This is a genomic window from Legionella sp. km772, assembly GCF_003989735.1.
GTDB lineage: Bacteria > Pseudomonadota > Gammaproteobacteria > Legionellales > Legionellaceae > Legionella.
In genome coordinates this window covers 1-19,967 of sequence record NZ_RZGQ01000036.1, presented here as the reverse complement: position 1 = coordinate 19,967, position 19,967 = coordinate 1, and the positions used below count along the sequence as shown (strand labels likewise).

The window sequence follows — 19,967 nt, the reverse complement described above, 5'->3', positions numbered from 1 at the left end:
CAAGTGAAATAAAAAAATCTAAAAATCCTTCTTCCAGCTTCATTCCTATATCCATTTAAATGAAGCTAGCCTCTCATTATTTACCGATTTAAGCTAGATTTTTTTCATGAGGTGGCCCTGGCTATGCTCATTAATTATTTCCTGCAACAATAATCACCTCAAGGCTAGCGAGTTGTTTAAGATATCTTTTATTCTATTGATTTCACACGTGTTAATAGAAATTTAATCACTGCAAAAATAACTAGGCAACCAATTGTCGCGGTGAATAGAATTCCAAGTTGTTGACGAAATGCGGTAGTATATAAGGCATGCAGCACGGTCAGACTGCTTACGCCATGTGGAATAGCGGTTAAGCCTGCTAATTTTCCGGAGAGAAAACCACCAATTCCTAAAGAAACAAAGAAAATTCCCATCATTGTACTAACTTTATTTTTATCCGCAAGAAAGGTAATTGCTGCTAAACCTACTGGTGATAACAAAAGCTCTGCTAGCGAAATCATTAAAAAAGCAGGGATGATCAATAAAGGTGGTAATAAGACATTCAAGCTCGAATAGGTACTCACAAGAGCAATAATTGCGTAAGCTAAGGTCATAAAAAACATCGCTAAAATAAATTTTTTACCCGTACTCAAACCACGTTCAATTAAAGTTTGTTGGGGATATTTTTTTGATAAAAAATAGCCAATTACTAACATGCCAAGACTTTGGATTGTGATGTAGTAGGGTGGTGGGAATTCTATACCCCATAAGGTTGGTTCAACTAAGCGTGAGATAAAAAGGGTCAGTGACATAAACATCTGGAAATAAAAAGCCCAGAACATCACGGAAATGACACAGAGTAAACCAATAACTAAGGTTTGACGTGCTTGAGCCGCATCTTCTTTACTAACGGCATACAAAATATACATTGCCGAAAACAAAACTACTCCACCGAACATAAGATTAGCTAACTCAGGGGAATTTAAAATATAAAAGCATAAAGACCAAAGAACAGCCATTAATAATAAAGCCTTAATGGTGCTTTTATACTGAAAACTATATGCATTGTAATCTTTGATTTTATATACAGTAATACCAATACGAAAAACCATAAAAGCGATGACCATGCCGACAGCTGCACTAGCAAAGGAAGTTGACCAACCGTAATGTTTACTCAAATGACTAGGAAGGGTAGTCCCTAAAATAATCCCAGTGGTAATCCCCATATAAAAGATAGTAAATCCGCTTTCTCGGCGTGGTGAATCGGCGAGGTATTCGTTGCCAAGCAAGGAGGATATATTGGGTTTTAATAAACCTGTGCCAACGGCAACCCCGGCTAGGGCGGAGGTGAGGGCTATATCTGATTCGAATAATGATAATAAGCAATAGCTTAGAAAGAGTACTAAAGCGCCTAATAGGATCGCTCTTTTTTGTCCGATTAGTTTATCAGCAATCCAACCACCAATAACCGGAGAAAGATAAGTTAAAGCTGTAAATGAACCCACCAAAGCATAAATTTCTTTATCTGGCCATTGAAAATGTTGGGCTAAATACAAAGCTAAAAGTGATTGGACTACATAAAAGCCATAACGCTCCCACATTTCTGTGGCGAAAAAAACACGAAGAGATTTAGGATGTTTTTCCATTTTAATCAATCACTTAATACTAATATTTAAAGACGTAAATTTTAGTATATCATAAGATTGATATGAACACTATTCGGATAAATTTCGAAAACGCTATAATTAATACTTATCCTCAATCTTTTTTATCATATTTCCGTCCAATTGGGACTGGTGTATCATGCGATGATTATTTTTAAGGGAGTTATTAATGGATCAAGAAATAAAAAAACATCATATCGCTGCGAAACGAGGCACAGAGTTAGATGCTAAAAACTGGTTAACAGAAGCAGCCTTGCGCATGCTATGTAATAATCTTGATTCTGAGGTGGCTGAAGATCCTGATTCATTAATTGTTTATGGCGGGTTGGGCAAGGCTGCAAGAAATTGGGACTGTTTTAATAAAATTATCGAGGTATTAAAAAAATTAGAAAACAACCAAACGCTTCTGATTCAATCAGGAAAGCCAGTTGGTGTTTTTACGACTCATGAAGATGCGCCCAGAGTTATTATTGCTAACTCTAATTTAGTTCCTAGATGGGCAACTTGGGAGCATTTTAATGAATTAGATAAAAAAGGCTTGATGATGTATGGACAAATGACTGCGGGTAGTTGGATCTACATTGGGTCACAAGGAATTGTCCAAGGGACTTATGAAACCTTTGTCGCGGCTGCAAAAAAACATTATCAAGGTGATTTATCAGGTCGGTGGATTTTAACCGGTGGTTTGGGGGGTATGGGTGGGGCGCAAACTTTGGCCGGAACTATGGCTGGAGCTAGTGTCTTAGCAGTAGAGTGTGATGAAAGTCGCATCCACAAAAGAATAAAAACGCGATATTTAGATAGGTATACACGGGATTTGAAAGAAGCTTTGGCTTGGATTAATGATTCTTGCGAAGCTAGAAAGCCACTTTCCGTTGCTATTCTTGGAAATGCAGCTGAAATCTTCAGCAAATTAGTTGAGCTTGGGGCGCAACCTGCTTTAGTGACAGATCAAACCAGTGCCCATGATCCCCTTAATGGCTATTTACCAGCGGGCTGGTCCTTAGAAAAAGCGGCCGAAATGAGAAAAATTCACCCTCATCAAGTGGTCGAGGCGGCGAAAAAATCCATGGCCCAACAGGTTCATGCAATGCTTGAATTTCAAAAAGGAGGTATTCCTGTTTTTGATTACGGTAACAATATACGGCAAATGGCATATGAGGCGGGAGAAACCGATGCATTCGCCTTTGAAGGATTTGTCCCCGCTTATATAAGACCCTTGTTTTGCGAAGGTATAGGTCCATTCCGTTGGGTAGCATTATCCGGTGATCCTGAGGATATCTACGCAACAGATGCCCTGGTAAAAGAGCTAATTCCTGATAATAAGCATTTGCATCATTGGCTAGATATGGCTCGAGAAAAAATTGCGTTTCAAGGCTTACCTGCGCGTATTTGTTGGGTGGGGTTAAAAGATAGGGCAAGACTTGCTTTAGCCTTTAATGAGATGGTCAAAACTAAAAAAGTTAAGGCGCCAATAGTTATTGGTCGTGATCATTTGGATTCAGGTTCTGTGGCAAGTCCTAATCGTGAAACAGAAGGAATGATGGACGGTAGCGATGCAATTTCAGATTGGCCCCTATTAAACGCTCTTTTGAATTGTGCAAGTGGGGCAACCTGGGTAAGCCTTCATCATGGTGGTGGTGTGGGTATGGGGTTTTCACAGCACGCCGGTGTTGTCATTGTTGCTGATGGCAGTGATGAGGCTGCAGCGCGATTAGCACGAGTTTTACATAATGATCCTGCTACCGGAGTGATGCGTCATGCTGATGCGGGTTATGACTTGGCAAAACGTTGTGCTACAGAAAATAATCTTTGGTTACCAATGCTTTAAACAGGAGTTTTAGATGACTGCTCATTTTGTTCTTAAACCAGGCCAACTTACATTAAAACTAATAAGGGAATTAATTAGGAGCAAACAGTCTTGCTCTTTATCAGACGAGGCTTTGGATGCTATCCAAAAATCTCATAAAACGGTGGCTAAAGTTTTAGAAAGTAAAAAAATTGTTTATGGGATCAACACGGGTTTCGGTTTTCTGGCTAATCAGACAATTTCAAATGAGAATTTAAAACAATTACAGCGTAATATCGTTCTTTCTCATGCTTGTGGTACAGGAGAGTTGTTGCCAGATGATGTGGTTGCTTTAATATTATTACTAAAGATAAATAACTTAGCGCAAGGGTATTCTGGGGTTCGCCCCGAGCTTATTCAATTTCTAGTTAACCTTTATAATCATCAAGTTTATCCCTGCATTCCTTGTAAAGGCTCGGTGGGCGCCTCGGGTGATTTAGTTCCTCTCGCACATATGTCTTTACCTTTATTAGGTGTAGGGGAGGTACGCTATAAAGGCAAGATAATGACTGCATTAGAAGGTTTAAAACAAGCAGGCCTAGAACCCTTAGAACTTGAAGCTAAAGAAGGCCTTGCTTTATTGAACGGTCTTCAAGTATCTACCGCACTGGCTTTAACCGCTTTATTCAAAACTGAGCAGTTATTTGAAACCGCTTTGGTTGCGGGCTCTTTATCAGTCGATGCTTCGATGGGAAGTGATGTACCGTTTGACGATCGCATTCATTTAGTTCGCGGCCATGAAGCTCAACGAGACGTAGCCACTTTATACCGGGCCTTATTGGCAGGCAGCCAGATCCGTGACTCACATCGGAATTGTACAAGGGTACAAGATCCCTATTCTTTACGCTGCCAGCCGCAGATTATGGGGGCTGCCTTACATCAAATTCGTTTTGTAAGTAGCACGTTAGAGGTAGAAGCTAATGCTATTTCAGATAATCCTTTAGTCTTTTCAGAACAAGGTGATATTTTATCAGGGGGTAATTTCCATGGTGAAATCATTGCTATGGCTGCCGATAATTTAGCTTTAGCCATTGCCGAAATAGGGGCGAATTCAGAGCGTCGAATTGCTTTATTAATTGATCATCATTTCAGCAATTTACCGGCGTTTTTAGTAAAAGAGGGGGGACTTAATTCTGGTTTTATGATTGCTCATGTCACCGCAGCCTCTTGCGCAAGCGATAATAAGGCTTTAGCTCATCCACATTCTGTAGATAGTTTGCCCACTTCAGCCAATCAAGAGGATCATGTCTCGATGGCAACTAATGCGGCACGCCGTTTACATGAAATGCTCGATAACACGTCCACTATTCTAGCGATTGAACTCCTCGCAGGAACTCAAGGTTTAGAATTTCATAAGCCTTTAAAAACCTCACCTAAATTAGAGCTTTTTTATAATAAAGTGAGAGCTCTTGTTCCTCCCTATGATAAAGATCGTTATTTTGCCCCCGATATTGCGCTGGTAAAAAGAAGTATTTTAGATGGTGCCTTTGTGCAAGCCGATTTATAATGCTGTTTTATAATAATTAAGGTTTTTATATGACTGTCAAAATTTACACTGATGGTGCGTGTAAAGGAAACCCTGGCCCTGGTGGTTGGGGTGTTTTGCTTCGTTATAATGAAGTCGAGAAAACCTTGCATGGAGGAGAGCCTTTAACCACCAATAATCGCATGGAGTTAATGGCTGCAATTAAAGGTTTAGAGGCGCTAACGCGCTCCTGCACCGTGGATTTATATACAGATTCACAATATTTAAGAAAAGGCATGAGCGAATGGATGAGGCAGTGGAAATTAAATGGTTGGAAAAACTCTAAGAAAGAGCCTGTAAAAAATGCCGACTTATGGCAATTATTGGATGAGCTGGCCAAAAAACATAGCATCACTTGGCATTGGGTTAAGGGACATTCAGGACATATAGAAAATGATTTAGTAGATGCTCTAGCCAACAAGGGGATTGAGGAGTTAAGGTAAATATGTAGCTGAGTTGTGCTTCTACAAGCCGAGTATACTCTTACTACATTAGGTGTTTTGTGTATCAGAAAGGTAGAAAAATGAGACAAGTAATATTAGATACCGAAACAACAGGTATTGGGCATGAACAAGGCCACCGAGTAATTGAGATTGGCTGTGTAGAACTGATAGATAGAAAGTTAACTGGAAATCATTACCATGTATATTTAAACCCTCAGCGAGCAGTAGATGAAGGAGCTTTTCGTGTACATGGGATTAGTGATGAATTCTTAAAAGACAAGCCTTTCTTCAGTGATATCCGTGCTGAGTTCTTGCAATTTATTGGTGGGGCAGAGTTAATTATTCATAATGCTCCATTCGATGTGGGATTTCTCAACTCTGAATTTAGACATGTTCAGTGGAATAAAAAGCTAGAGGATTATTGCTCCATTTTAGATACCTTAGAGTTGGCGCGTGAAAAACATCCTGGTCAAAGAAATAGCTTAGATGCTTTATGTAAACGCTATGATATAGACAACTCAAACCGGCAACTTCATGGAGCTTTGCTTGATGCTGAAATTTTAGCTTTTGTTTATTTGGCAATGACTGGAGGCCAGGGTAACCTATTTGCGGAAGTAGAAACCGAGATTACAGCCAACGTTATCCAGAGCAAAGAGAAGGAACTGCAACTTAGTAATGCTATTATTGTAAAAGCGAACGAGATAGAGCTTAGTGAACATGAGCTTTTTGTTAGTTTTCTTGAAAAAAAATCTGGAGTAAATTATTGGGTAGATTGAAGTAGCACGTGCCCGAATGGGCACGTACTGAAAATTTAAGATTTTGGTACTAAGTGTTTTTCAGCAAAGTCTTTCCCAATACACTCACCTAATGTTTTTCCCCAAGTTCCAGCAGTATCTGAGTTTATGGTGGCAGGAATGCTTGCATAAATTTGGTCTTGACATTTTTTCTGACTGTCAGGAATCATTTGGACGCATTGATCATAGGTAATTTTTAATTCATCGAAGCGTTTTTTAAGATCGCTATCGTTCATGAAACCTTTACAAATTAAACCGGGTAACATGGGGTCCATGGCTTTTAGCCAAGCATCTTTTGACATCTCTGAGCTGTCCGTAGAAGGTGGAGTGGCCTCACTATCTGCCGCAATAGCATAAGGAATTGCTAAGCTATTTATTGCTAATGTTGCAGCGATGATTAATTTCTTAGACATGATTAATTATCCTTTTTTGTTTGTCTCAAGTTAATAGTAGGACATAAATTATAAATTTGCTTAGTGTTATGAGAAATATATAACACGATGATTTTAAACGGGTTGAATTGTGCAAAAAATAATCTAAAATGTAGGTGATGGAAATATAATTTAGGAATAATTATGGAATGGTCCAACACCCGCTTTAAATTTATTTTAGGTTTTTCTTTATTATTATCGATAGGATTTTCTAGCAGTGCAATAGCGAACACCTTTATTTATAATCCGAAAACCTTAACCTGGAAAGCAATTAATGACAGCGGAAAAGTGGTGCGAACTGGGAAGGGCTCTGGAGGTAGTCATTATTGCAAAGATATACGTCGTGGGTGCAAAACACCTGCTGGAGTGTATAGCATTCTCAGTAAAGGCGGAGCTGGTTGTCGTTCTACTCGTTACCCCGTAGGCCGAGGTGGTGCACCTATGCCGTATTGTATGTTTTTTAGTAAATACTACGCTATCCATGGTTCCTATGAATTGCCAAATTATAACGCAAGCCATGGCTGTGTTCGTGTAAAACCTAGTGAAGCAAGTTGGTTGAGTAAAAATTTTATTAAAATAGGAACAAAGGTGATTATTCAACCCTATTAATGGGCCTATTGGTTTAAAACACAAATGTTGGGTCATTTAACCCAACATTTATTTATAAATAATCGTCATCATCTTCCATACTAAAGGAGGAGCCACATCCACAAGTGGTTTTTGCGTTGGGATTACGAATAACGAATTGCTCCCCTTGGATACCTTGAATATAATCAATTTCGGCATTGTGTAAATATTGATAACTCATTGAATCAATGAGTAATTTTACGGGATTCTCGCCATTTGAGCACTGTTGTTCTACAATAGTATCATCTTCATTAATTTCTTCATCAAAGCTAAAACCATATTGAAAGCCAGAGCAGCCACCACCCGTGATAGAAACCCGAAGATTAAGTTTGGGATTTTCCTCTTCTTTGATTAATTCAGCTACTTTATTTGCTGCATTAACAGAAAATTGAATATCAGTACTGGTATTGGGTGAAACATCAATCGCGGCCATTTTTAACTCCAATCTATTTTTCTAGTGAAATACCTATATAAATTATAACCTTTATCTAATTATTTGTTCTATTGTCGCCCCACCTAAACACTGGTTTTTATCATAAAAAACGACATACTGTCCTGGTGTAACCGCCCTTTGGGGACTAGAAAACATGACATAATGTTGCTCATTATCAAGTGGTGAAATCATACAGGCTTGTTCTGTTTGGCGATATCTTGTTTTTGCATAACAAGTTAGGGGTAATTGATTGGTGGGATTGTCAATTAACCAATGGATAGGGCTGCATATTAAGCCTTGGGCATATAGCCTTGGGTGTTGACTGCCTTGTGCGACATATAAAGTATTAGTAGGGACGTCTTTATCTACAACATACCAAGGCTCGTCCATACTATTTTTTAAACCGCCAATTCCTAAACCTTGTCGTTGCCCTAAGGTATAGAACATGAGTCCATCATGTTGTCCTATTATTTGCTCGTCCGTGTTTTTTATTGCACCGGGTTTGGCAAGAATAAATTCATTTAAAAAGGTTTTAAAACGCTTTTCACCAATAAAACAAATTCCTGTGGAATCTTTTTTGGCGTGAGTAGCCAAGTTAAGACTTTTAGCAAAATCACGAATTTGGGGTTTAGTATAGTCACCAACTGGGAATAAGGTTTTCCCTAAAGCCTTCGGTTCTACAGCATGCAGAAAATAGGTTTGATCTTTGTCTCTATCTTTTGCTTTAAATAAGTACCCACGCTCCCCTTCAATTTTGTTTTTAGCATAATGCCCTGTGGCGATAAGATCGGCACCCAGGGACAAGGCATGGTTTAGAAAAGCATTAAATTTAATTTCTTTATTACACAAAACATCAGGATTAGGTGTTCGGCCCTTCTCATATTCATTTAAAAAATGTTGAAAAACGCGATCCCAATATTCTTCGGCAAAATTAACACTGTGCAAGGGGATACGTAATTGGTTACATACCGCTTGAGCGTCAGCTAAATCTTGTGCGGCTGGGCAAAAATCATCACGATCATCTTGCTCCCAATTCTTCATAAATAGGCCTTCTACTTCATAGCCTTGCTCTTTTAGCAGCCATGCTGCTACGGAAGAATCTACGCCGCCAGACATACCAATAATAACTTTTGCTTTCATAATTTAAATTTGCTGTAAAATAAAGGGACTATAAAATAGTTATTATCTCATAAAACTACTGTAAATGGTGATTTTTATTAGGAAAGCTTAGTTGCCATTAGGGGGTAGCGAATTTTCAGTTTATCGGGTAATCCACGTAGCTCTATATTTTTAGTGGTGTAAAACCATATTTTTGGATAGTTTTAATAAATTTATACTATCCTATAATAGAGTGCTTACTTTGAGGAATACACAAATGAAAAATTTTGCTTATAACAAGCTATCAATTCGTCAAACGGCTTATGCTTGTATCGCTATCGGTGCTATTTTCGCTAGTCCTTCTTATGCAAATTGTACTACCTCAGCGGCTGACTGTGCAGGAATAATGCAGCAAGACAATTGCTGCTCACCCACAACCTTTACTGGCACTGGAGGGAGTACCTTGAACTGTGCATGGCAAAACGGTAAGTGTGTCAATGTAGGTGAGGTAATTAAAGATCAATAAAATACTGCACTAAAGTATTAAAAATGAAATCTGAATTATAATTGACTTAAATTAATTCAATTAATTGATAAATCCTGCAAATAAAGTGATAATATCCTATTTGGATATTAAATAGATGCTCTATTTGCAGGAATTAACTAAGCACGGGTCACAAAATCAACATCTTAACCTAAGTGCTCGATTACCTTCTTTTCTAGCTTCTCCCTGCCAAGTCAATGTGACTTATCAAGTGGAAGCCAAAGAAGATTTTTATTTAATGCATTTAGTGGTAAGTGGCGAACTTACGGTTACATGTCAACGCTGCCTCAATGCATTTAATTTAATATATAATAATCCAACGACAATTGCTGTTGCTCGCGATGATGAGCGCGCAGAGCAGTTATTAGAACATTATGAGTGCATTGTCTCTTCTAATTATCAAGTCAATTTAGAGGACTTGGTTATTGATGAGCTGCATCTTTATGTGCCTCAGTTTCATGAGGAAACTAAGGATTGTGATGGGGAAGTTAATCAATATTTAACTGGAAAAACTGAATCTTATTGATATTTTATGTAATTAATACTTGGATTGCAGTTAAAATATCGGTAATATTCCGGCTTTACGAATTAGGAGTAATACAATGGCAGTACAACAAAATAAGAAATCACGTTCACGTCGTGATATGCGTCGTTCTCACGATGCCTTAACTAAGCCAACACTTTCAGTAGATCCTACTACTGGTGAAACACATCTACGTCATCATATGACTCCAGATGGCTACTATCGTGGTAAGAAAATTATCGATACTGATAACGCTTACGAAGCAGACGAAAAAGAGTAATCTTCTTGAAAAAAATTACCATTGCTATTGATGCGATGGGCGGGGATCACGGGGTAAACGTCGTGGTTCCTGCTTGTGTTCGCGCAGCTAAAAAAAATCCAGACTTAAAGTTAATCCTTGTCGGGGCGCAAGATAAAATAAGTGCTGTGTTAAAAAAATACGGTGTTTTATCTTCTGACCAATTCTCGATAGTTCATGCTTCAGAATTGGTAGAGATGGATGAGCTGCCATCACATGCTTTACGCAACAAAAAAAATTCTTCCATGCGCGTTGCTATTAACTTAATTAAAGAAGGACAAGCCCAAGCCTGTGTAAGTGCAGGAAATACTGGCGCTTTAATGGCAACAGCGCGCTATGTATTAAAAACCTTACCAGGTATTGACAGACCAGCAATTATTTCCAAATTACCCACAATAAAAGGTAAAACTTGGGTTATCGACTTAGGTGCTAATGTTGACTCATGTGCTGAACATTTATTTCAATTTGCAGTGATGGGTTCTGCACTTATTCAAGCTATTGAACATCGTAATCCTAAAATAGCCTTACTAAATATTGGTGTTGAGGAAATCAAAGGTAATGATCAAGTAAAACGTACTGCCCATATGTTAGCAGAGTGTTCTTTACTCAATTATGTGGGGTATGTTGAAGGTGATCATTTTTATACCGGAGATGTGGATTTAGTTGTTTGTGATGGCTTTGTTGGCAATGTAGCTTTAAAAGCCAGTGAAGGCTTAGCAAAATTTTTGCTTACCGTATTGAAGGATTCATTTAAAAAGAATTGGTTAACTAAGGCTATTGGCTTATCGGCTCTTCCTATTCTAAATCAAGTAAAAAAACGCATGGATCCCTCTCGCCACAATGGCGCAAGTATGCTGGGCTTAAATGGTATTGTTGTAAAAAGCCATGGCGGAGCTAACGAATTGGGTTTTGAAGTGGCCATTGAACAAGCGATGCTTGAAGTTAAAAACAACGCTGTAGATTTAGTTCGTGATAAAATAAACGAGTTTATAAATCAGGGATTGCTGTTATGAAGAATGCTGTAATTAGTGGTACGGGAAGTTATTCTCCGCAAAAACAATTAACTAATGCCGAATTAGAAACCATGATTGATACGGATCATGAGTGGATTGTTTCACGTACAGGTATTTCTAGTAGAGCTATCGCTGAATCTCATGAAACGACTTCTTTTATGGCTACTAAGGCTGCTGAACAAGCACTTGCCTCAGCCTCTATGCTAGCTGAACAAATTGACTTGATTATTGTCGCTACGTGTACGCCAGATGCTTTTTTTCCAAGTGTGGCTTGTAATGTGCAACATGCTTTAAAGATAACCAAGCCCATACCCGCTTTTGATATAAGTGCAGCCTGCAGTGGTTTTGTTTATGCCATGGATATGGCAAAGCAATATATTGCGACAGGTAGTGCCCAACATGTATTAGTTATTGGTAGCGAAAGTATGTCTAAGGTGGTTGACTGGACTGATCGCTCTACCTGTATTTTATTTGGCGATGGTGCTGGTGCAGTGATTCTAAGTTCCAGTGAGCGTCAAGGCATTATGGGCAGTGTATTGCACTCGATGTATGATAAAGAGGGATTTTTAACCTTAGAAAATGGCACCAGCTCAGAGGAGCGTTGCACCATCAATATGCGTGGTAATGAAGTGTTTAAACTCGCAGTTAATATAATGGGGGATGTTGTTGATGAAGTATTGGAAATTAGCAAATTAAAAAAATCTGATATTAATTGGCTAATACCTCATCAGGCAAATATACGTATTATTCAAGCTATCGCTAAAAAATTATCTCTTCCTATGTCGCAAGTCATTGTTACCATTGCCAATCAAGGTAACACTTCGGCAGCATCTATACCTCTGGCCTTAGATTATTCGATTAAAAATAATCATATCCAAAGAGATCAGTTATTACTCCTAGAATCATTTGGTGGTGGAATGACTTGGGGTGCAATGGTTATTCGTTATTAATAAGATTAAGGGTTGTTTCTATTATGATTAACACAGCATTTGTATTTCCTGGACAAGGATCACAGTCAATAGGAATGTTATCTGATTTTCTTCCGCAATATCCTATTGTGACGGATCTTTTTGCAGAAGCCTCTGATGCCCTCGGTTATGATTTATGGCATTTAATTCAAAATGGCCCTGAAGAGAAGCTAAATCAAACAGAATATACTCAAGTTGCTATGTTAACTGCCGATGTGGCCATTTACCGTTTATTAATGAAAGAGGGAGCTCCTCAACCCCAATTAATGGCTGGGCATAGTTTAGGCGAGTATGCTGCTTTAGTGTGTGCTGATGCATTGTCTTTATCTGATGCGGTCCGCTTGGTTGCTCAGCGTGGTCAAGTGATGCAAAATGCCATTCCTTTGGGACTTGGTGCCATGGCTGCTATTGTTGGTTTAAGCGATCAACAAGTTAATGATTTATGTATTAGTGCAAGTGTAGCGAATGAACAAGTTACCCCGGCAAATTATAATGCTATCGGACAAGTTGTTATTGCAGGACATACTCCAGCAGTGCAAAGAGCTATTGCCTTGGCTGAAGAAGCAGGTGCACGGTTAGCTAAAATAATTCCAGTGAGCGTACCCTGTCATTGCCCCTTATTAATGGAAGCGGCTGAACTTTTCGCTGAGAGCTTAGCCGCGACGCCCTTTAAACGTCCTGCTATTGATGTGATTTCCAATGTGGATTTAAGCATTTATTATTCTGCCGAGCACATTCGTGAGCGTTTAAAAGAACAATTATATAGTCCAGTGCGCTGGGTAGAAACGATCCAACTCTTTAAAAATAGAGGGATTGCCCAGCTGATTGAATGTGGCCCCGGAAAAGTATTAAGTGGTTTAACAAAGAGAATTGAACGTAGTTTAACTACGATATGTATCTACGATACTATTAGTTTAGATCAATTAATGGAACAAGTTCATATTCCAGCTTGAGGATGATTTATGAAAACTTTAGAAGGTAAGATTGCTCTAGTAACGGGGGCAAGTCGTGGCATAGGTCAAGCTATTGCTCTAAAATTAGCTCAAAGCGGCGCTTTTGTTTTTGGTACTGCTACCTCAGAAAAAGGTGCTGAGTCTATCAATGCCTTGTTCGATAAAGAGCATTTAGCAGGTAAAGGTTTGGTTTTGGATGTTACGAACGCGGAGCAAATTGATACATTGATGGATTATTTTTCGGAAAATAATCAAAATCCTTCTATATTAGTTAATAATGCGGGGATTACTTGCGATAATTTACTCTTACGCATGGATGATGAAGAATGGTTTAAAGTAATTGAGACTAATTTAAATTCCATTTTTCGTATGTCAAAAGCGTGTTTAAAGCCAATGTTTAGAGCTCGCTGGGGTAGAATAATTTCTATCGGTTCAGTTGTAGGCTCAAGCGGAAATTCAGGCCAGGTTAATTATACTGCAGCTAAAGCAGGCGTAGTTGGTTTTTCTAAATCACTTGCTCAAGAAATTGGAAGTAGGGGAATTACCGTAAACGTAGTAGCGCCTGGTTTTATTGATACTGACATGACCACTGCATTACCCGATATGGTAAAAGACGAAATGTTAAAAAGAATTCCAATGCGTAAGCTAGGTCAGGCAGAAGATATTGCGGAAGCAGTAGCTTTTTTAGCGTCAGATAGCGCTAAATATATCACAGGTGAAACAATTCATGTCAATGGCGGGATGTATATGGATTAATGCACTTGCGTTATCTGTATAATTTAATAAACTACCAAACAGAATTTAAAATTATTTAAATCAATCGAAAGAGGAAAATCAAGTTATGAGTACAGTTGAAGATCGAGTTCGTAAAATTGTTGTTGAGCAATTGGGCGTTAAAGAAGAAGAACTGAAAAATGATGCGTCGTTTGTAGATGATCTAGGTGCTGATTCTCTTGATACTGTAGAGTTGGTTATGGCTTTAGAAGAAGAATTTGAAACTGAAATTCCTGATGAAAAAGCTGAAAAAATCACCACGATTCAAGAAGCTATTGATTACATCGAATCAAACATGAATAAAGAAGAAGCTTAATTCTTCTTCTGCTGCAATATCGGCATCTTATTGTAGTAGGTAAAATAATGAGCGAATCTAGCTCATAAGACGCCAAAAGACTTGTCATTGGTTCATTTGCTTGAACCATGTCAAGTTATGGTAGCACTTAATAATAAACATCCCTTCTTCTAGAAGGGATGGCTATACACAAAGTAGTTGGGGCTTTAGCTTAAGATTCAGTAAAAAGTCGACATTAAGCTAATGTTAACCCAAGGCTCAGCCTCTTATAGACAAGCCTATCTATACAAAGGCAAATATTTTAAGTAATACCATTATTAAAATGCTTAATTTTTCGAGGAGTTTTCATTGAATAAGCGGCGTGTAGTTGTTACTGGCATGGGTATGTTAACCCCTGTTGGACTTAATGTAGAAGAAACTTGGCAAAATATATTAGCTGGCGTAAGTGGTGTAGGTACTGTTGATGATTTTGATACCAGTGAGTACAGCACAAAAATTTGGGCTAAGGTCAAGAATTTTAATGTTGAGGATCATATTCCGCTAAAAGACGCTCGAAAAATGGATCTTTTCACTCAATACGGTGTGGTTGCAGCTGATGAAGCCATTGCTGACTCAGGTTTAAAAATAGATGAGGCCCTAGCCACGCGCGTTGGTGTAGCGGTTGGCGCAGGAATAGGCGGAATTCAAACCATTACTAACAATCAAGACAAATTAGTAGCTGGTGGTCCGCGCAAAGTTTCTCCCTTTTTTATTCCAGCAGGTATTATCAATATGGTTGCTGGACAGATTTCAATAAGACATAACCTCAAAGGGCCTAATATTTCTGTGGTTACTGCCTGTACTACGGGAACTCATAATATAGGCCTTGCAGGTCGTATGATTGCCTATGGAGATGCCGATGTGATGGTTTGCGGCGGGGCGGAAATGACTACTACCCCTTTATGCTTAGCTGGTTTTTCAGCGGTACGCTCTCTTTCTAAACGCAATGATGAGCCAACCAAGGCCTCCCGTCCTTGGGATAAAGATCGTGATGGTTTTGTGATGGGTGAGGGTGCTGGTGTTTTAGTGTTAGAAGAATACGAACATGCAAAAGCTCGCGGTGCAAAAATTTACGCAGAATTAGCAGGCTTTGGTATGTCCGGGGATGCTTATCATATCACTGCACCTGATGAAGATGCCGATGGCGCTATTCGCGCGATGCTGGCGGCCATTCAAGATGCTCATATCGATCCTACACAAGTAGATTACATTAATGCTCATGGTACATCCACTTCTTTAAATGACCTGGGTGAAACAAAAGCAATAAAAGAAGTGTTTAAAGAACATGCTTATGATTTAGCGGTTAGCTCCACCAAGTCAATGACCGGGCATTTATTAGGGGCTGCTGGTGCGGTTGAAGCGATATTTAGCGTATTAGCTATTCGTGATCAGATAGCACCTCCCACCACTAATTTAGATAATCCTGATGAAGGATGTGATTTAAATTATGTACCGCATACACCTCAAAAAAGAACAATTAATTATGTTCTTAGCAATTCCTTAGGTTTTGGTGGGACAAACGGAAGCCTATTATTTAAACGAATCTAAATGAACTATTTCTCAAGACATAAAAAACTTTTTTTAGGAATAATCCTATTGTTTTTTATGTCTTTTCTTTTTTTTATTTGGATTTTTTATAATTTAATCAATACTCCTCTATTAGCCAGTAATGCATCACCCATAATTATCACCTTAGATAAATCAACTACGGCTTCTCAATTTGTGCATACTTTAAAAGAGAGGCAACTAATCAAATCAACCAAACTAATGGTTGCACTTATTCAGTATGAAGATTTGGCACAACAATTAAAAGCAGGCGTTTATCAAATTAATCCTGGTGAAACTCCATTACAATTATTACATCGTGTAGCAAAGGGTGATGTATTGAGTTTTAATTTTACTATTATTGCCGGAACTACCCAGAAAAAAATTGAACAAGATTTAAAGGCAGCTGCCTATTTAAATTATGATCCTTCCGTATGGGCTGATTTTAAACAAACCCATCCCAATGCTGAGGGTTTATTACTTGCTGACACCTACCGCTATGCGGGTGGTTCAGATGCTAAAAAGATATTACAGCAGGCACATCGGAACTTAATAAACTATTTAAATGAATGCTGGGAAAATCGTAGCCCTAATTTACCCTATAAAACCCCTTATGAATTGTTAATTGCTGCTTCAATTATTGAAAAAGAAACCGCAGTTCCTCAGGAAAGAAAATTAATTTCTGGTGTAGTAATTAACCGATTAAATAAGCATATGCCTTTGCAGATGGACCCTACGGTTATATATGCGATGGCGGATACATACAAAGGTAGCTTAACGCATGAAGATTTATCAATAAACTCTCCTTATAATACTTACCAAAACCGTGGTCTACCTCCTACCCCTATTGCTATGGTGGGTAAAGAGGCTATTGATGCAGCAGCACACCCTCAATTGTCTAATTATCTCTATTTTATGGCTCGAGGAGATGGTACCCATCAGTTTTCTCAAACTTATGAAGAACAAAAACAAGCTATTAACCAGTATAAACGCAAGGGATCCTAATGAGTTTAAAGTCCGGTAAACTGATTGTTATTGAGGGATTGGAAGGCGCGGGAAAATCCACTGCTGTAGCTACTGTAGTAGATTTTTTAAACCATGCTGGAATTGCGGCTATTACCACTCGTGAACCTGGTGGCACTGAGGTGGGGGAGCAGCTGAGAAGTATTATTAAAAATCCTAAGTATAAAGATGTTTTGGATGATAAAAGTGAATTATTATTGCTGTACACGGCTCGCGTCCAGTTATTAAAAGAGGTCATTAGGCCTGCTTTGCAAGAAGGAACCTGGGTTATAGCAGATCGTTTTGAATTATCAACGATGGCTTATCAAGGTGGTGGTAGGGAATTAAGTTCAACGATGATTAAGCACTTATCTGAGTTTTGTCTTAATGGATTTAGACCTGATTTAACTTTATATTTGGATTTAAGCCCTGAATTGGGTATTAAACGAGCGCAATTGCGTGGGCAATTCGATCGCATTGAACAACAAACTATCGATTTTTTTCATAAAGTCCATAAAATGTATATGCAATGTATTCATGGCCGTGAAGATATTGTTAAAATTGATGCGACACTGCCTTTGTTAGAAGTACAAGAGCATATAAAAAATGCAGTACGTCAATTTTTAGAGTAATCATGACCTCCAATCATCCTAGCCAATGGCGAATGATCCAAAATGCCTTTGTAAATAAGAGAATTCCTCAAGCTTTCCTTTTCGTAGGACCGCTACATTATTGCCTAGCTGATTTTGCCCTTAAAATAACTGCGCTCTTGCATTGTAAAGCGCTGGAGAAAACGGAACCCTGTGGTCAGTGCCCTGATTGTCTGATGACGCAGTGTATGGAGCATCCCGATCTTCATTGGATTAAGCCAGAAAAAACGGGTTCCGCAATCAAAATAGAGCAAATACGTGAGTTGCAACAAGGGGCATTTTTAACGCCACAACGCTCTTCTCATAAAATAATAGTTATGGAGTCTGCTGAGCGATTAAATAGTGCTTCATCCAACGCCTTATTAAAGATATTAGAAGAGCCTGCAGAGAATACTCATTTTATTTTAATTGCAGAGCAACTGGCTACCTTATTGCCCACTATTTTAAGCCGTTGCCAGTTAGTGCATTTTTCCTCAGAAAAAGATAATTCAATAAGCAATTTATTAGAGCTGGCTAGTTATTATCCTGAACATTCCGAACGCGCTGTTTTAGCAAAACAAGCGGATTCGCTAATTGCGGAATTACTTTCACTCCTGGATAAAAAGCAAAACCCCTGCATCTTAGCTTCTCAATGGAGCCAGTATGATTTGAATAATTTATTATGGTTCTTGTATTTAGTTTATTCCCAAGTCCTATATTTGAATATTAACACTCTAGCAATTGATAGCCCCTCTTATGAGGGATTAATGACATTGAAAGTCAGACTCAGTCCTTTGGTTATCTTTGAACAAATTGCAAAAATTAATAATATTTTAAAAAAATTAAGCCATAATATTAATATGAATCAACTTTTAGTGTTGGAAGACTTATTATTTTCACTAGAACATTCAATGAATTCCACTCAAAGTGGGTAGGAATTGGCTCTGAATATTGGTGAATGAGCCTACTGTTTTTGGTTAATTAAAGGAAGAATTATGGTTGCGGAAGTAAAAAATATTACTTGCTCTTTTCCTACTGAAGCTTCTTTATATTTAGCCTATATGCCCTTTATTAAGGGCGGTGGCCTTTTTATTAGAACAAATCCCAGTTTTTCCCTTGGTGATCCTATTCAATTAGTAATTAATTTTCTTAATGAAGCTCAACCTCATACTATTAGTGGTAAAGTGGTATGGATTACCCCTAAAGGGGCTCAAGGCGGGAAACCACCTGGAATTGGTGTACAATTTGAGGGAGCTAACAGTAGAACTTTATGCAATAAAATAGAAACCCATTTAGCAGGCATGTTAAAATCCAACCAAATTACCGACACTATTTAGTTAGTAGTACCTTAATAGAAAACCTAGAGGAATTAAATGATTGTAGACTCTCATTGTCATCTCAATTTTTTAGATTTGACCGATTTTAATCAGGACATGGCTGAGGTTTTATCCCGAGCTCGTCACGATGGTGTCGAACACTTCTTATGTGTTTGCGTGGACTTAGATGATTATCCTCAATTAGAACAACTAGCAAAAGATTACAAAGAAATAAGCATTTCGGTGGGCGTTCATCCCAATAGTGAAATGGATAGGCCGGTCACTGCAGAGGCTTTAATTGATTTAGCTGCTAATCCTTCTTGTATTGCAATAGGAGAAACAGGGCTAGATTATTATCGCACTGAGACGCCAGAGACTCAAGAAATGCAAAGAGAGCGCTTTCGGCAGCATATCTATGCAGCAAAAACTACAAAAAAGCCGCTTATTATTCATACTCGTCAAGCAGCTGAAGATACTTTAAAATTAATGGAAGAAGAATGTGCTGCACAAGTTGGTGGTGTAATGCATTGTTTTGCTGAAGATTTAGACATTGCCTTTCGATCAATAGATCTTAATTTTTATATTTCATTTTCAGGGATTGTTACATTTAAGAATGCAAAGAGTTTACAAGAGGTAGCGAAAGCAATTCCTCTTGATCGCATTCTAATCGAAACGGACTCTCCTTATTTAGCACCAGTCCCATTTCGCGGAAAACAAAACCATCCAGCATTAGTGAAGCATGTGGCAGAAACTATCGCTCAGTTGAGAGGCATGGAATACGAAGAAATAGCAAATATCACCACGGAAAATTTTTATCGCTGCTTTGCACGTCGAGCTTAAATCTAGATTAGGATGCAAGCAAGCTGTAAATTTTAAATGATTCACATAGGACTTCGATACATGGGTGAAAACGAGCTTGACCTGTTATTTTTCCTGAGTGAGCTTATAAATTAATAAGGCGGCCCTTAAGTAAGGGCTAACTTGCAATCGCTCTAGAAGCAAGCTTGCTTGCTCATTCAAAACTTCTGTTAAATAAACGATCTACCCATTGAACTATCTTCGCAATCATTTACATCATAATCTTCATTAATTTCTAAATTTTTTACTAGGCAACGTCCCTGAAGTTTTTATAGACAAGATTTTATTTTGAATTGGTCACAGATTTTTTAATTTCACTTCGATCTACCCCCTCTCCCGCGATAGGAACTTTGATAGTATGATGATG

General features: G+C 38.4%; 23 protein-coding genes. 19 read left to right on the top strand and 4 right to left on the bottom strand.

Annotated elements, in window-relative coordinates; all coding sequences use genetic code 11:
* Positions 1-188: 188 nt before the first annotated feature.
* On the bottom strand, positions 189-1,625 hold the full coding sequence (locus ELY15_RS06065) for a peptide MFS transporter (protein WP_127098767.1): 1,437 nt from the start codon (positions 1,623-1,625) through the stop codon (positions 189-191).
* Between the two features lie 187 nt (positions 1,626-1,812).
* On the opposite strand from ELY15_RS06065, the gene hutU reads away from it, so the two are divergent.
* From hutU to dnaQ, 4 genes are all read left to right on the top strand, one after another.
* Entirely contained in the window at positions 1,813-3,474 is a 1,662-nt protein-coding gene (hutU, locus tag ELY15_RS06060) for a urocanate hydratase (RefSeq protein ID WP_127098766.1), read from the top strand.
* Between the two features lie 13 nt (positions 3,475-3,487).
* Positions 3,488-4,999, top strand: a complete 1,512-nt coding sequence (gene hutH, locus ELY15_RS06055; protein WP_127098765.1) for a histidine ammonia-lyase — start codon at positions 3,488-3,490, stop codon at positions 4,997-4,999.
* A 29-nt stretch (positions 5,000-5,028) separates the two neighbouring features.
* Positions 5,029-5,460, top strand: coding sequence for a ribonuclease HI (rnhA, locus tag ELY15_RS06050; RefSeq protein ID WP_127098764.1), 432 nt, complete (start codon positions 5,029-5,031; stop codon positions 5,458-5,460).
* Between the two features lie 80 nt (positions 5,461-5,540).
* Positions 5,541-6,236 (top strand): DNA polymerase III subunit epsilon, encoded by a 696-nt coding sequence (dnaQ, locus tag ELY15_RS06045; RefSeq protein WP_127098763.1) that lies wholly within the window; start codon positions 5,541-5,543, stop codon positions 6,234-6,236.
* A 35-nt stretch (positions 6,237-6,271) separates the two neighbouring features.
* Here dnaQ and ELY15_RS06040 read toward each other — a convergent pair whose 3' ends face one another.
* Positions 6,272-6,667, bottom strand: coding sequence for a hypothetical protein (locus ELY15_RS06040; protein WP_127098762.1), 396 nt, complete (start codon positions 6,665-6,667; stop codon positions 6,272-6,274).
* Positions 6,668-6,829: 162 nt separating this feature from the next.
* Between ELY15_RS06040 and ELY15_RS06035 the strand changes: the two genes are divergently transcribed.
* Entirely contained in the window at positions 6,830-7,294 is a 465-nt protein-coding gene (locus tag ELY15_RS06035; RefSeq protein ID WP_127098761.1) for a L,D-transpeptidase, read from the top strand.
* 52 nt (positions 7,295-7,346) lie between these two features.
* Here ELY15_RS06035 and erpA read toward each other — a convergent pair whose 3' ends face one another.
* On the bottom strand, positions 7,347-7,745 hold the full coding sequence (gene erpA, locus ELY15_RS06030) for an iron-sulfur cluster insertion protein ErpA (RefSeq protein WP_127098760.1): 399 nt from the start codon (positions 7,743-7,745) through the stop codon (positions 7,347-7,349).
* Between the two features lie 51 nt (positions 7,746-7,796).
* Entirely contained in the window at positions 7,797-8,885 is a 1,089-nt protein-coding gene (gene mnmA / locus ELY15_RS06025) for a tRNA 2-thiouridine(34) synthase MnmA (protein WP_127098759.1), read from the bottom strand.
* A 235-nt stretch (positions 8,886-9,120) separates the two neighbouring features.
* On the opposite strand from mnmA, the gene ELY15_RS06020 reads away from it, so the two are divergent.
* The 14 genes from ELY15_RS06020 to ELY15_RS05955 all read left to right on the top strand — a co-directional run bounded on the left by ELY15_RS06020 (position 9,121) and on the right by ELY15_RS05955 (position 19,582).
* The gene (locus tag ELY15_RS06020) at positions 9,121-9,369 is read left to right on the top strand and encodes a hypothetical protein (RefSeq protein WP_127098758.1); all 249 of its coding nucleotides are present in this window, start codon (positions 9,121-9,123) and stop codon (positions 9,367-9,369) included.
* 115 nt (positions 9,370-9,484) lie between these two features.
* Entirely contained in the window at positions 9,485-9,913 is a 429-nt protein-coding gene (locus tag ELY15_RS06015) for a DUF177 domain-containing protein (RefSeq protein ID WP_127098757.1), read from the top strand.
* A 76-nt stretch (positions 9,914-9,989) separates the two neighbouring features.
* Positions 9,990-10,190: a 50S ribosomal protein L32 gene (gene rpmF, locus ELY15_RS06010; RefSeq protein WP_127098756.1), complete on the top strand. Its 201-nt coding sequence runs from the start codon at positions 9,990-9,992 to the stop codon at positions 10,188-10,190.
* 5 nt (positions 10,191-10,195) lie between these two features.
* Positions 10,196-11,221: a phosphate acyltransferase PlsX gene (gene plsX, locus ELY15_RS06005; RefSeq protein ID WP_127098755.1), complete on the top strand. Its 1,026-nt coding sequence runs from the start codon at positions 10,196-10,198 to the stop codon at positions 11,219-11,221.
* The gene (locus ELY15_RS06000; RefSeq protein ID WP_127098754.1) at positions 11,218-12,171 is read left to right on the top strand and encodes a beta-ketoacyl-ACP synthase III; all 954 of its coding nucleotides are present in this window, start codon (positions 11,218-11,220) and stop codon (positions 12,169-12,171) included. Before plsX ends, ELY15_RS06000 begins: the two co-directional genes overlap by 4 nt.
* Positions 12,172-12,194: 23 nt before the next feature.
* Complete coding sequence (fabD, locus tag ELY15_RS05995) at positions 12,195-13,142, top strand: ACP S-malonyltransferase (protein ID WP_127098753.1); 948 nt, start codon at positions 12,195-12,197, stop codon at positions 13,140-13,142.
* A 9-nt stretch (positions 13,143-13,151) separates the two neighbouring features.
* Positions 13,152-13,898 carry a 3-oxoacyl-ACP reductase FabG gene (gene fabG, locus ELY15_RS05990; protein WP_127098752.1) on the top strand — a complete coding sequence of 249 codons (747 nt, stop codon included), beginning with the start codon at positions 13,152-13,154 and terminating at the stop codon, positions 13,896-13,898.
* 85 nt (positions 13,899-13,983) lie between these two features.
* Positions 13,984-14,232: an acyl carrier protein gene (gene acpP, locus ELY15_RS05985; RefSeq protein ID WP_045095368.1), complete on the top strand. Its 249-nt coding sequence runs from the start codon at positions 13,984-13,986 to the stop codon at positions 14,230-14,232.
* A 327-nt stretch (positions 14,233-14,559) separates the two neighbouring features.
* Positions 14,560-15,798, top strand: coding sequence for a beta-ketoacyl-ACP synthase II (gene fabF / locus ELY15_RS05980; RefSeq protein ID WP_127098751.1), 1,239 nt, complete (start codon positions 14,560-14,562; stop codon positions 15,796-15,798).
* The gene (gene mltG / locus ELY15_RS05975; protein WP_127098750.1) at positions 15,799-16,800 is read left to right on the top strand and encodes an endolytic transglycosylase MltG; all 1,002 of its coding nucleotides are present in this window, start codon (positions 15,799-15,801) and stop codon (positions 16,798-16,800) included.
* Entirely contained in the window at positions 16,800-17,429 is a 630-nt protein-coding gene (gene tmk, locus ELY15_RS05970; RefSeq protein WP_127098749.1) for a dTMP kinase, read from the top strand. Before mltG ends, tmk begins: the two co-directional genes overlap by 1 nt.
* A 2-nt stretch (positions 17,430-17,431) precedes the next feature.
* On the top strand, positions 17,432-18,361 hold the full coding sequence (locus ELY15_RS05965) for a DNA polymerase III subunit delta' (RefSeq protein WP_127098748.1): 930 nt from the start codon (positions 17,432-17,434) through the stop codon (positions 18,359-18,361).
* Positions 18,362-18,421: 60 nt separating this feature from the next.
* Positions 18,422-18,763 carry a PilZ domain-containing protein gene (locus ELY15_RS05960; protein ID WP_127098747.1) on the top strand — a complete coding sequence of 114 codons (342 nt, stop codon included), beginning with the start codon at positions 18,422-18,424 and terminating at the stop codon, positions 18,761-18,763.
* A 36-nt stretch (positions 18,764-18,799) separates the two neighbouring features.
* Positions 18,800-19,582: a TatD family hydrolase gene (locus ELY15_RS05955; protein WP_127098746.1), complete on the top strand. Its 783-nt coding sequence runs from the start codon at positions 18,800-18,802 to the stop codon at positions 19,580-19,582.
* Positions 19,583-19,967: the final 385 nt, after the last annotated feature.

Coding starts and splice junctions, on each gene's coding strand:
- ELY15_RS05965 (WP_127098748.1), top strand. CDS start 17,432: ATGACCTCCAATCATCCTAGCCAATGGCGAATGATCCAAAATGCCTTT.
- hutH (WP_127098765.1), top strand. CDS start 3,488: ATGACTGCTCATTTTGTTCTTAAACCAGGCCAACTTACATTAAAACTA.
- dnaQ (WP_127098763.1), top strand. CDS start 5,541: ATGAGACAAGTAATATTAGATACCGAAACAACAGGTATTGGGCATGAA.
- ELY15_RS06035 (WP_127098761.1), top strand. CDS start 6,830: ATGGAATGGTCCAACACCCGCTTTAAATTTATTTTAGGTTTTTCTTTA.
- ELY15_RS06065 (WP_127098767.1), bottom strand. CDS start 1,625: ATGGAAAAACATCCTAAATCTCTTCGTGTTTTTTTCGCCACAGAAATG.
- fabG (WP_127098752.1), top strand. CDS start 13,152: ATGAAAACTTTAGAAGGTAAGATTGCTCTAGTAACGGGGGCAAGTCGT.
- ELY15_RS05955 (WP_127098746.1), top strand. CDS start 18,800: ATGATTGTAGACTCTCATTGTCATCTCAATTTTTTAGATTTGACCGAT.
- ELY15_RS06040 (WP_127098762.1), bottom strand. CDS start 6,667: ATGTCTAAGAAATTAATCATCGCTGCAACATTAGCAATAAATAGCTTA.
- mnmA (WP_127098759.1), bottom strand. CDS start 8,885: ATGAAAGCAAAAGTTATTATTGGTATGTCTGGCGGCGTAGATTCTTCC.
- acpP (WP_045095368.1), top strand. CDS start 13,984: ATGAGTACAGTTGAAGATCGAGTTCGTAAAATTGTTGTTGAGCAATTG.
- ELY15_RS05960 (WP_127098747.1), top strand. CDS start 18,422: ATGGTTGCGGAAGTAAAAAATATTACTTGCTCTTTTCCTACTGAAGCT.
- tmk (WP_127098749.1), top strand. CDS start 16,800: ATGAGTTTAAAGTCCGGTAAACTGATTGTTATTGAGGGATTGGAAGGC.
- ELY15_RS06000 (WP_127098754.1), top strand. CDS start 11,218: ATGAAGAATGCTGTAATTAGTGGTACGGGAAGTTATTCTCCGCAAAAA.
- ELY15_RS06015 (WP_127098757.1), top strand. CDS start 9,485: ATGCTCTATTTGCAGGAATTAACTAAGCACGGGTCACAAAATCAACAT.
- rnhA (WP_127098764.1), top strand. CDS start 5,029: ATGACTGTCAAAATTTACACTGATGGTGCGTGTAAAGGAAACCCTGGC.
- rpmF (WP_127098756.1), top strand. CDS start 9,990: ATGGCAGTACAACAAAATAAGAAATCACGTTCACGTCGTGATATGCGT.
- fabD (WP_127098753.1), top strand. CDS start 12,195: ATGATTAACACAGCATTTGTATTTCCTGGACAAGGATCACAGTCAATA.
- erpA (WP_127098760.1), bottom strand. CDS start 7,745: ATGGCCGCGATTGATGTTTCACCCAATACCAGTACTGATATTCAATTT.
- ELY15_RS06020 (WP_127098758.1), top strand. CDS start 9,121: ATGAAAAATTTTGCTTATAACAAGCTATCAATTCGTCAAACGGCTTAT.
- hutU (WP_127098766.1), top strand. CDS start 1,813: ATGGATCAAGAAATAAAAAAACATCATATCGCTGCGAAACGAGGCACA.
- mltG (WP_127098750.1), top strand. CDS start 15,799: ATGAACTATTTCTCAAGACATAAAAAACTTTTTTTAGGAATAATCCTA.